This is a genomic window from Bifidobacterium sp. UBA4282, assembly GCF_002394995.1.
In the GTDB taxonomy this organism is placed as follows: domain Bacteria; phylum Actinomycetota; class Actinomycetes; order Actinomycetales; family Bifidobacteriaceae; genus Bifidobacterium; species Bifidobacterium pullorum_B.
This window is the reverse complement of record NZ_DGVO01000010.1, coordinates 1-11436: the sequence shown is the minus strand read 5'-3', so window position 1 is coordinate 11436 and position 11436 is coordinate 1. Positions and strand designations below refer to the sequence as shown.

At 65.2% G+C, this 11436-nt stretch carries 9 protein-coding genes; all 9 read left to right on the top strand.

Annotation, left to right across the window (positions count from 1 at the left end; translation table 11 throughout):
• Window positions 1–152 precede the first annotated feature (152 nt).
• The 9 genes from pflB to clpX all read left to right on the top strand — a co-directional run bounded on the left by pflB (window position 153) and on the right by clpX (window position 11347).
• Window positions 153–2528 (top strand): formate C-acetyltransferase, encoded by a 2376-nt coding sequence (gene pflB, locus B4C31_RS01130; RefSeq protein ID WP_043168621.1) that lies wholly within the window; start codon window positions 153–155, stop codon window positions 2526–2528.
• A 282-nt stretch (window positions 2529–2810) separates the two neighbouring features.
• The gene (gene pflA / locus B4C31_RS01125; protein ID WP_033509207.1) at window positions 2811–3692 is read left to right on the top strand and encodes a pyruvate formate-lyase-activating protein; all 882 of its coding nucleotides are present in this window, start codon (window positions 2811–2813) and stop codon (window positions 3690–3692) included.
• 76 nt (window positions 3693–3768) lie between these two features.
• The gene (locus tag B4C31_RS01120) at window positions 3769–4374 is read left to right on the top strand and encodes a DUF3000 family protein (RefSeq protein WP_291530990.1); all 606 of its coding nucleotides are present in this window, start codon (window positions 3769–3771) and stop codon (window positions 4372–4374) included.
• Entirely contained in the window at window positions 4367–5650 is a 1284-nt protein-coding gene (locus B4C31_RS01115) for an HRDC domain-containing protein (protein WP_291530989.1), read from the top strand. Before B4C31_RS01120 ends, B4C31_RS01115 begins: the two co-directional genes overlap by 8 nt.
• 53 nt (window positions 5651–5703) lie before the next feature.
• Complete coding sequence (gene tig, locus B4C31_RS01110; RefSeq protein WP_291530988.1) at window positions 5704–7074, top strand: trigger factor; 1371 nt, start codon at window positions 5704–5706, stop codon at window positions 7072–7074.
• 102 nt (window positions 7075–7176) lie between these two features.
• Window positions 7177–8454 carry a chloride channel protein gene (locus B4C31_RS01105; protein WP_291530987.1) on the top strand — a complete coding sequence of 426 codons (1278 nt, stop codon included), beginning with the start codon at window positions 7177–7179 and terminating at the stop codon, window positions 8452–8454.
• Between the two features lie 120 nt (window positions 8455–8574).
• On the top strand, window positions 8575–9186 hold the full coding sequence (locus tag B4C31_RS01100; protein ID WP_129238298.1) for an ATP-dependent Clp protease proteolytic subunit: 612 nt from the start codon (window positions 8575–8577) through the stop codon (window positions 9184–9186).
• A gap of 19 nt (window positions 9187–9205) precedes the next feature.
• Complete coding sequence (locus B4C31_RS01095) at window positions 9206–9907, top strand: ATP-dependent Clp protease proteolytic subunit (RefSeq protein ID WP_033506082.1); 702 nt, start codon at window positions 9206–9208, stop codon at window positions 9905–9907.
• Between the two features lie 105 nt (window positions 9908–10012).
• Window positions 10013–11347, top strand: coding sequence for an ATP-dependent Clp protease ATP-binding subunit ClpX (gene clpX, locus B4C31_RS01090; protein WP_291530986.1), 1335 nt, complete (start codon window positions 10013–10015; stop codon window positions 11345–11347).
• Window positions 11348–11436 lie beyond the last annotated feature (89 nt).

Genomic DNA, 11436 nt, shown 5'->3' with positions numbered 1-11436 from the left:
CGCCGCGTTCCGACCGCGGTCATGTGAACGGTAACGAAAATGTGATGTAGCTCACGTCGCGTCCCAGCTTGTTTTCAGGCGGCTGCGGCTACAATGATGAACCAACGACGGCGTAACGATGCGTCGCCGACGATCACCCAGAAGGAGTGGATATGACAGCAGTTGATGCAACCGCGGTCTCCCCGGAGGAGCTCAACGCCAAGGCGTGGGACGGCTTCGAAGGCGGCCATTGGCAGGACGATATCGACGTGCGTGACTTCATTCAGAAGAACTACACGCCGTACGAGGGCGATGAGTCCTTCCTTGCCGGTGCGACCGAAAAGACCAAGCATCTGTGGCAGTATCTCGACGACAACTACCTGGCCGTGGAGCGCAAGCAGCGCGTCTACGACGTGGATACCCACACCCCGGCCGACATCGATGCTTTCCCGGCCGGCTACATCGACAGCCCTGAGGTGGACAACGTGATCGTCGGCCTGCAGACCGACGTTCCCTGCAAGCGTGCGATGATGCCGAACGGTGGCTGGCGCATGGTCGAGCAGGCCATCAAGGAGGCCGGCAAGGAGCCGGATCCGGAGATCAAGAAGATCTTCACCAAGTACCGCAAGACCCACAATGATGGCGTCTTCGGCGTGTACACCAAGCAGATCAAGGTCGCCCGCCACAACAAGATCCTCACCGGTCTGCCGGACGCCTACGGCCGTGGCCGCATCATCGGCGACTACCGCCGCGTGGCCCTGTACGGTGTGAACGCCCTGATCAAGTTCAAGCAGCGTGATAAGGACTCCGTGCCGTACCGCAACGACTTCACCGAGCCGGAGATCGAGCACTGGATCCGTTTCCGCGAGGAGCATGACGAGCAGATCAAGGCCCTGAAGAAGCTGATCAACCTCGGCAACGAGTACGGCCTGGATCTGTCCCGCCCGGCCCAGACCGCGCAGGAAGCCGTGCAGTGGACCTACATGGGCTACCTGGCCTCGGTCAAGAGCCAGGACGGCGCCGCCATGTCCTTCGGCCGCAACTCGACCTTCTTCGACATCTACATCGAGCGTGACCTGAAGAACGGCACGCTGGACGAGGCCGGTGCCCAGGAGCTCATCGACAACATCGTCATGAAGCTGCGCATCGTCCGCTTCCTGCGTACCAAGGACTATGACGCCATCTTCTCCGGCGACCCGTACTGGGCGACCTGGTCCGACGCCGGCTTCGGCGACGACGGCCGTACCATGGTCACCAAGACCTCGTTCCGTTTGCTCAACACGCTGACCCTCGAGCACCTGGGACCCGGCCCGGAGCCGAACATCACGATCTTCTGGGATCCGAAGCTGCCGGAGGGCTACAAGCGCTTCTGCGCCAAGATCTCCATCGACACCTCGGCCATCCAGTATGAGTCCGACAAGGAGATCCGTGGCCACTGGGGCGACGACGCGGCCATCGCCTGCTGCGTGTCCCCGATGCGCGTCGGCAAGCAGATGCAGTTCTTCGCCGCCCGCGTGAACTCCGCCAAGGCCCTGCTGTACGCGATCAACGGCGGCCGTGACGAGATGACCGGCATGCAGGTCATCGACAAGGGCGTGATCGATCCGATCCAGCCCGAGGCCGACGGCACGCTGGATTACGAGAAGGTCAAGAACAACTACGAGAAGGCCCTCGAGTGGCTGTCCGAGACCTACGTGATGGCGCTGAACATCATCCACTACATGCATGATAAGTACGCCTACGAGTCCATCGAGATGGCCCTGCACGACAAGGAGGTGTACCGCACCCTGGGTTGCGGCATGTCCGGTCTGTCCATCGCCGCCGACTCGCTGTCCGCCGTCAAGTACGCCAAGGTCTACCCGATCTACAACAAGGACGCCAAGGACATGCCCGGCCACGAGTACGAGTATGTCGAGGGCGCCGATGACGATCTGGTGGTCGGCTACCGCACCGAGGGCGAGTTCCCGGTCTACGGCAACGACGACGATCGCGCCGACGACATCGCCAAGTGGGTCGTCTCCACGGTCATGGGCCAGATCAAGCGCCTGCCGGTCTACCGCGGCGCCGTCCCGACCCAGTCCATCCTGACGATCACCTCGAACGTCGAGTACGGCAAGAACACCGGTTCCTTCCCGTCCGGCCATGCCAAGGGCACCCCGTACGCCCCGGGCGCGAACCCGGAGAACGGCATGGATTCCCACGGCATGCTGCCGTCGATGTTCTCGGTCGGCAAGATCGACTACAACGACGCGCTGGACGGCATCTCGCTGACCAACACGATCACCCCCGACGGCCTGGGTCGCGACGAGGATGAGCGTGTCACCAACCTGGTCGGCATCCTGGACGCGGGCAACGGCCACGGCCTGTACCACGCCAACATCAACGTGCTGCGCAAGGAGCAGCTCGAGGATGCCGTCGAGCATCCGGAGAAGTACCCGCACCTGACCGTGCGCGTCTCCGGCTACGCGGTGAACTTCGTCAAGCTCACCAAGGAGCAGCAGCTCGACGTGATCTCCCGTACGTTCCACCAGGGTGCCGTCGTCGACTGAGTCGATGACCTGCACCGTGTGAACGGCTGAACGGTCCGGCGGGGTCTTCTTCGGAGGGCCCCGCCTTTTCGTATCCCGTGCCGGCTCGCTTTCGGTGAGGAAGTGTCGTACGTGGGATGTGGCGTATGCGGGGACGTGGCGTGTGGTGCCGCGGGAAGTGACTCGAGGACACGTGACGCACCTCACAGCGGAAAACCGCGTGTCCGTGGGGGGCAGGCCCTACGATGGCAATCAGTACAGTCGAATGCGTGCGCCACGCCACGCGGCAGAAGGAGGACGAGGATGTCTGAAACCACCGAGTTCCGCACCACTACCCGGCATATGCTGAAGCGTTCCAAGCAGTATGCCAGCCAGACGCTGATGGGCGGCCTGTCGGGCTTCGAATCGCCGATCGGCCTGGACCGTCGCGACCGCATCGAGGCGCTGCGCACCGGCGATATCGGCTTCGTGCACTCGTGGGACATCAACACCTCCGTGGACGGTCCCGGCACCCGCATGACCGTGTTCATGAGCGGATGCCCGCTGCGCTGCCAGTACTGCCAGAATCCCGACACCTGGAAGATGCGCGACGGCCAGCCCGTGTACCTGGAGGCCATGATCAGGAAGGTCGAACGCTACGCCGATTTGTTCAAGGCCACCGGCGGCGGCATCACGTTCTCCGGCGGCGAGTCGATGATGCAGCCGGCCTTCGTCTCCCGCGTGTTCCGTGCGGCCAAGGAGATGGGCGTGCACACCTGCCTGGACACCTCCGGCTTCCTCAACCGCAACTACACCGACGAGATGATCGAGGACATCGACCTGTGCCTGCTCGACGTCAAATCCGGCGACGAGGAGACCTACCACAAGGTCACCGGCGGCCTGCTCGCGCCGACCATCGAGTTCGGGCAGCGTCTGGCCAGGGCCGGCAAGAAGATCTGGGTACGCTTCGTGCTGGTGCCCGGCCTGACCGACTCCGAGGAGAACGTGGAGAACGTAGCCAGGATCTGCGACACCTTCGGCGAGGCCATCGAACATATCGACGTGCTCGGATTCCACCAGCTCGGCCGGCCCAAGTGGCATGAGCTGCGCATCCCGTACCCGCTGGAGGACGCCAAGGGCCCCTCGGCCAAGCTCAAGACGCGGGTCAAGGAGCAGTTCGAGTCCCACGGCTTCGTGGTGTACTGACCGAATCCAGCGAACCGCCGGCATCCGTGCGCGTGGTGATACCACGAATCCGGCGATGAGCCCGTAGCCTTGAATCATGGCGGACATTTATGCATTCCCGGCGTCGCCGTCCGAGGACGGACGTGGGGGAGTGCCGCGCCCCGAAGGCGTGCCCGACGTGGTGTGGCACGCCGTCCAGACCGTGCGTGCGATGCCCCATATGGCGGGCATGCGGTATCGGGAGATTCCGGTGCCGTCCACGTTGGCCGACTTCGGTATCGGTGTTGAATTGGAATACGGGTCGTCCGACGAACCCCCATCCCGCATGGCGACCGGTTGGATCATGGTGCTGTATGCGGCGCAGGGCCGCCGCGGCTGGACCTCGCAGTGGCGATGCGTGGCGTTCGCCCGGCTGCCGTTGGACGAGAACGAGCGCGACTGCCTGACGCCGTCGATGTATTGGGAGGATATGCTCGACGCGTTGGACGCCGTCGATCCGGAGGGCGTCCGAGGCACGGTGACGGTGACGCGGAACACGTCGTTCGGCGATATGGAAGCCGAGCCACACGCCGGGTGCGAGATGCGCGTATCATGGACGCCGTCGGTGTCGCCGGAAGGCGCGGATGCCGGCGCACAGGTGTCGGTGTGGGCGCAGTTCCTGCGCGCATCGGTGAACGATGGCGAAAGGACCGTGATTGGATAGGGAACCGAGGTTGCAGGCCGAACCGCGAGACGGTGTTCCCGACATCATCGACACCCCGTCCGGATACCGTCGGTACTGTAGCCGGCTGCGTGAGGCCTCGGGGCCGCTGGCGGCCGACGCTGAACGCGCGTCGGGCTTCCGGTACGGGCATGAGGACTGGCTGATCCAGTTCAAGCGCGAGGCAGCCGGCATCGGTCTGCTGGACCCGGTGGCGCTGACGCAGGCGGGGGTCGATTGGAACGAGTTCAACGACGCCGTGGGGGAAGCGACGTGGATCATCCACGATGCCGTCCAGGATCTGCCGGGATTCGCGCAGATCGGTCTGAAGCCGCAGGAGTTGTTTGACACTGAGATCGCCGCGCGCCTGCTGGGACTGCACCGCTTCGGCCTGGCCGCGGTCACCGAGCATTACCTGGGCATCACGCTGGCCAAGGAGCATTCGGCGGCCGACTGGTCGTACCGGCCGCTGCCCCGCGACTGGCGCAATTACGCGGCGTTGGATGTGGAACTGCTCATCGAGCTCGAACGGCTGCTGCTTGAGGACCTGAAACGGCACGGCAAGGACGAATGGGCCCGTCAGGAGTTCGCGTACACGCTCCGTGAGGGGGTGCGGCCGCGTGCCGGGCATCCGGTGCCGTGGATGCGGATCTCGCGCATCACCACGTTGAGCCGCGACCGTCGGGGGTTGGCCGTGGCGAAGGCGTTGTGGGAGGAACGCGACCGTCTGGCGCGGCGGTACGACATCGCGCCGGGTCTGTTGCTGTCCGACGCGGCGATCATCGAGGCGGCGCAGAGGAAACCCCGCAATGCCAGGGAGTTCCGGCTGATCCGTTCCCTGAACGAGCGGGTGCGCATGCATACCGGCGGAGAGCAGGACAAGATGTTCGAACGCTACGCGCCGATCCAGCGGGCCGTCAAGCCGAATGTCTGGAAGACCGTGATCCAGCAGGCGCTGGCGCTGCCCGCCGACCAGTGGCCGTCCATGCCGCCGGCGCCCGCCGACTCTCAGGCCAATGCCCCCCGATCGATGAAGGTCTGGTCCGCCAGGCATCCCGAACGGTATGAGCGGTTGCAGGCCGTACGCCATGTGATCAACCAGATCGCCGAGGACACCAGGACCCCCGCGGAGATGATCGTCAAGCCGCAGATCATCCGCAACCTGTGCTGGACCGATGACCCCGGCGGTCGCGACGTCGCCGAATTCCTGACGCAGCAGGGTGCCCGCCCGTGGCAGGTGTCGCTGATCGCAGCGTCCGTGAGTCGCGCTATCATATAACGGTTGCCTAACGGCAGGAATAACGAATACGAATATTTCACAGGAGCGCAAGCGTGAAAATCAGCGTCAGGAACCTCGAGCCCACCAAGGTGAAGCTCACCATCACCGTCGATCCCGAGGAGTTCAACCCGTATCTGGATGCCGCCCGCAAGGAGATCGCTAAGCAGGTCACCGTGCCCGGCTTCCGTAAGGGCCATGTCCCGGGCAAGATCATCGACCAGCGCATCGGTTTCGCCGCCGTTGCCGGCGAGGCCGTGAACAACGGTGTGCCGGAGCTGTATTCCAAGGCGCTCGAGGAGAAGAAGATCCGTCCGATGTCCCAGCCGGAGATCGACGTGCAGGAAGTCCCCACGTCGGCCAAGGACGAGACCAAGCTCAAGTTCGTCGCCACCGTGGAACGTCGTCCGGACATCGAGCTCCCGGAACTCGACGGCATGGAGATCGAGGTGCCGAAGGCCGAGATCACCGATGAGGACGTGAACCGCCGCCTGGAGAACCTGCGCCAGCGTTTCGGCACCCTGGTGGGTGTGGACCGTCCGGCCGCCAAGGGCGACTACGCGAACATCGACCTCGTGGCCGAAATCGACGGCGAGACCGTCGACTCCCAGGAGGGCGTGAGCTACGAGCTCGGCTCCAACACCATGCTCGACGGCCTGGATGAGGCCCTGGACGGCCTGTCCGCCGGCGAGGAGACCACCTTCGAAGGCACGCTGGAAGCCGGCGAGCACGAGGGCGAGAAGGCCCAGATCAAGGTCAAGGTCAACTCGGTCAAGGCCGAGGAGCTGCCGGAGCTGGACGACGACTTCGCCCAGGAGGCCTCCGAGTTCGACACCCTCGACGAGCTGAAGGCCGATATCCGCAAGGCCTGCGAGCGTGACGCCGAAGGCCGCCAGGCCACCGAGGCCCGCGACGCGTTCATCGCCAAGCTCAAGGAGGGCCTGGAGATCCCGGTGCCGAAGGGCGTCAAGGCCGAGGCCACCGAGCAGCACCTGAAGGGCATGACCCCGGATCCGGAGCAGGCCACCAAGGAGCAGAAGGCCGAGGCCGAGGAGGCCGCCGAGAACGAGCTGCGCGACCAGATGGTACTCGACGCCCTGGCCGAGAAGATGGACGTCAAGGTCTCCCAGATGGATGTGACCAACTTCCTGGCCTCCATCGCCCAGCAGTATGGCATGGATCCGTCGGCGTTCATCAACGCGATCATCCGCAACGGCCAGCTGGGCTCCGCCGTGGAGGAGGTCGGCCGCTCGAAGGGCCTGCTGGCCGGTATGCGTGCCGTGACCTTCAAGTGCGAGGGCGAGGTGCTCGATCTGAGCTCCTTCCTCGGTGACGTGGCTGAGGATGAGGAGGCCGAATCCGTTGAGGCCGCCTCCGCCGCTGCCGCCGTGGCCGACGAGCTCGCCCAGGCCGAGGACGCCGAGTGAGTTGTGACCTTGCCGTGGCAAGGGTCTGAATAACGATGATTGTGGGCTGGAACCGGTTGTGCCGGTTCCAGCCCACAATCATTGATGCGGAGGGAGTGTGCGATGAGTGAACGTCGACGTGCGGTGGCGATGATCGCGGCGGTGCTGGGACTGGGCGTGGTCATCGGCGTTGCGGCCGGTCTGCTGACGTTGATGTTGTACGGCATCGAACATGTGGCGCTGGGCTTCGTGGAGAGTCCCGAACAGCCCGGGCCGTTCGCCACGCCGTCGTGGCGCCGCGCGCTGTCAGTGATTGTCGGCGCGACCCTCGCCGCGGTGATCTGGTGGCTGCTGCGCACCCGCAGCGCCAAGGTGCCCTCGGTGACCAAAGCGGTGGCGGGTGAGCGGATGCCGTGGTGGCAGACCATCGTGCATGTGCTGCTGCAGATCCTGATTGTCGGCTGCGGCATGTCGATCGGCCGCGAGGTGGCGCCGCGCGAGTTCGGCGCGATGGCCGGCCAACGCGCCTCCGGTTGGCTGAAGCTCAACGCCGCCGACACCCGCACGATTGTGGCGGTCGCAGCTGGCGCGGGCCTGGCCGGCGTGTACAACGCGCCGTTGGCCGGTGCGTTCTTCGCCGTGGAGATCCTGCTGGCCGACGTGACGCTTCGGACCGTGGCCTACGCGTTCGCCTGCTCCACCGTGGCGGCATGGGTGGGCACGCTGATCAAGGGCACGCACACGTTCTATGACATGGGCGAGCCCAGCGGGCTGTTCACGCCCGACCTGATGGGGTTCGCACTGGTCGCGGGCCTGGTGTGCGGCGTTGCGGGCGCGGTGTTCCGATTTGGCTCGTCCTGGGCCGAGCGGCACCACGCCACGGGCAACGCGATACTCTGGCAGCTGCCGCTGGCGGGTGTAATAACCGGCGTGGTGGCCATCTGGGTGCCGCAGGTGATGGGCAACGGCCGCGCCACGGCGCAGATAGGATTCGGCGGCGACTGCGATTGGGCGCTGATCGGCGTGCTGCTGGTATCTTGCGCAGTCAAGGGCGTCATGACGCTGCTGACGATCCGCTCGGGCGCCTCCGGAGGCGTGCTGACCCCGGGCATCGCGTTGGGCGCCACGTTGGGCGCGGTGCTGGGGATCCTCTGGATGCAGGGCTTCGGCACCAATTCGATTGGCGTCTACGCGCTGATCGGCGCCTGCGCGCTGCTGTCCGCCTCGCAGCAGGCGCCGTTGATGGCCATGTGCCTGGTCATGGAGCTGACCGATGCGCCGCTGAACCTGTTCGTGCCGGTGTGCCTGGCGGTGGCGGCCAGCACGGTGTGCGCCCAATGGCTCGGCGCGCGGCTCGATCGCGCCGGTGCCGCCGGTCCGAAGCCGGCCGTACATGCCTGATATCGCGTGCCGGTTGCCGGCCGCCGCGGCGGTGCGCTATGCGTTCCGCGCAAAAGCCGCGGGCCGTCGATTCGAGGCGGTAGGCTGAAGAACATCACGACTAATTGTGAAGGAGACATGGTGAGCAATCTGCTTGCAACATCGCCGGTCATGGCCGGCGAGGACGTGCCTGCCGGGCCCGTCGACCCGATCTTCAACCGTCTGCTCAAGGACCGCATCATCTGGATGGGTGAGGAGGTCAAGGACGACATGGCCAACCGCATCTGCGCCCAGATGCTGATGCTGGCCGCCGAGGATCCGAAGAAGGACATCTGGCTGTACATCAACTCGCCGGGCGGCTCGATCACCGCCGGCATGGCCATCTACGACACGATGCAGCTGATCGAACCCGATGTGGCCACCGTGGGTCTGGGCATGTGCGCCTCGATGGGCCAGTTCCTGTTGAGCTCCGGCGCCAAGGGCAAGCGGTATCTGACCTCGCACGCCCGTGTGCTCATGCACCAGCCGTCCGGCGGCATCGGCGGCACCACCACCGACGTGCGCATCAACGCCGAACTGATCATGGATATGAAGCGCACGCTCGCCGAGCTGACCGCGGAACAGACCGGTCACACGGTGGAGGAGATCTACCGCGACAACGAGTACGACCACTGGTTCACCGCGCAGCAGGCGTTGGAATACGGTTTCGTCGACAAGATCGTGACCACGCCGGACACCATCAACGCCGACTGAGGAAGGGAAAAGACGAGCAATGGCAAGTGAAGAAGCGAAGTTCGCGGCCCGCGCCGACCGTCTCGCCGGGGCGAGGGGCGTGGTCGGATTCGTGCCGTCCTCCGTCCGCGACGCGCGTTTCGCGCCGCAGGACCGGTACATCCTGCCGCAGTTCGAGGAGAAGACCCCGTACGGCTACAAGCGTCAGGACCCGTACACCCGCCTGTTCGAGGACCGCATCATCTTCATGGGCGTGCAGGTGGATGACGCCGCCGCCGACGACATCATGGCCCAGCTGCTGGTGCTGGAAAGCCAGGACCCGAACCGTGACGTGATGATGTACATCAACTCGCCGGGCGGTTCGATGACCGCGATGACCGCCATCTATGACACGATGCAGTACATCAAACCGGACGTGCAGACCGTCTGCCTCGGCCAGGCCGCCTCGGCCGCCGCCATCCTGCTGGCCGCCGGTGCCAAGGGCAAGCGCCTGATCCTGCCGAACGCGCGCGTGCTCATCCACCAGCCGGCCATCGACCAGGGCTTCGGCAAGGCCACGGAGATCGAAATCCAAGCCCGCGAGATGTTGCGCATGCGCGAATGGCTGGAGAACACGCTGGCCAAGCACACCGGCCAGGACGTCGAACGCATCCGCAAGGACATCGAGGTCGACACCTTCCTGACCGCCCCCGAGGCCAAGGAATACGGCATTGTGGACGAGGTGCTCGAACACCGTTCGTGAATGTCCGCATGACCTTTACATGAGTGCGCCCCCGCCCGAGGAGCCGGCAGGTATCCTCGGTAGGGGGCGCATCCGTTGTATGGTGCGTCGGAACGGAGGAACTGCATGGGACGCGTGGTGAGCTACAACGAGGATGTGCCGCGCTGCACATTCTGCGGCAAAACCGAGCATCAGGTGCGCAAGCTGGTCACCGGCCCCGGCGCCTCGATCTGCGACGAATGCATCGCGCTGTGCGTGGACATCATCTCCGAGGAGCGGCATCACGACGTCGACGTCAACGCGCTGACGCTGCCGAAGCCGGTGGAGATCAACGCGTACCTGGACCGGTACGTCGTCGGCCAGGAGGACGCCAAGCGGACGCTGTCCGTGGCCGTCTACAACCATTACAAGCGCGTCAATATGGAGCTGCGCGAGGCCGCCGACGAGCTGGGGGCCGGCAAGGATGGCTCCCCGGTGCGGGCGCGGCGCGCCGCCGACCCGCTGGCGGATGTGCAGGTGGCCAAATCGAACATCCTGCTGATGGGGCCGACCGGCGTGGGCAAGACCTACCTGGCGCAGACGCTGGCCCGTGTGATGAACGTGCCGTTCGTCATCACCGACGCGACCACGCTGACCGAGGCCGGTTACGTGGGCGACGACGTGGAGACCGTGCTGCAGCGGCTGCTGCAGGCCGCAGACGGCGACGTGAGCCGCGCACAGCACGGCATCGTGTACATCGACGAGATCGATAAGATCGCCCGCAAATCGGGGGAGAACACGTCCATCACCCGCGACGTGTCCGGCGAGGGCGTGCAGCAGGCGTTGCTGAAGATCCTGGAGGGCACCATCGCCTCCGTGCCGGCGGAGGGCACGCGCAAGCACCGCGAACAGGAGACCATCCAGTTGGATACGCGGGGCATCCTGTTCATCTGCGGCGGCGCGTTCGTCGGCCTGACCGACATCGTGGCGCGGCGTCTGGGCACGCGTGAGAGCGGGTTCGGCGCCTCCTGGCACGAGCATGAGGCCACGCCCGACGAGCTGCTGGGGCAGGTCACGGCCGACGATCTGGCCGAGTTCGGGCTGCTGCCGGAATTCATCGGACGTCTGCCGGTGGTGAGCGTGCTGAAGGACCTGACCGAAACCGATCTGGCCGATGTGCTGACGCAACCCGCCAATGCTTTGACCAAACAGTACCGCAAGCTGTTCGCCGTGGACGGCGTGAAGCTGGTGTTCACCCGGAAGGCCGTCGAACAGATCGCGGCGACGGCGATTCAGCGGGGAACCGGCGCGCGCGGGCTGCGCTCGATCATCGAGAGGACCTTGGAGCATACGATGTTCCTGCTGCCGAGCATGGAGGATGTGACCCAGGTGGTGGTGGACGCGGCATCGGTGCGCGGCGAGAGCGAACCGAAGCTGGTGCGCGCCGCCACGCAGGAGATCCCGAAGCGGCGGGCGGCGTGACGACACGCCGATTTGCATATCGGAGTACATGGGTGTAACTTATTTCGAGTTGCCGCAAAGACAACATGCGCGAGTAGCCCAGCGGATTA

Bases quoted from the DNA above. Each gene is read 5' to 3' on its own strand.
- B4C31_RS01095 (WP_033506082.1), top strand. From the start codon at position 9,206: ATGGCAAGTGAAGAAGCGAAGTTCGCGGCCCGCGCCGACCGTCTCGCC.
- B4C31_RS01120 (WP_291530990.1), top strand. From the start codon at position 3,769: ATGGCGGACATTTATGCATTCCCGGCGTCGCCGTCCGAGGACGGACGT.
- B4C31_RS01105 (WP_291530987.1), top strand. From the start codon at position 7,177: ATGAGTGAACGTCGACGTGCGGTGGCGATGATCGCGGCGGTGCTGGGA.
- pflA (WP_033509207.1), top strand. From the start codon at position 2,811: ATGTCTGAAACCACCGAGTTCCGCACCACTACCCGGCATATGCTGAAG.
- clpX (WP_291530986.1), top strand. From the start codon at position 10,013: ATGGGACGCGTGGTGAGCTACAACGAGGATGTGCCGCGCTGCACATTC.
- pflB (WP_043168621.1), top strand. From the start codon at position 153: ATGACAGCAGTTGATGCAACCGCGGTCTCCCCGGAGGAGCTCAACGCC.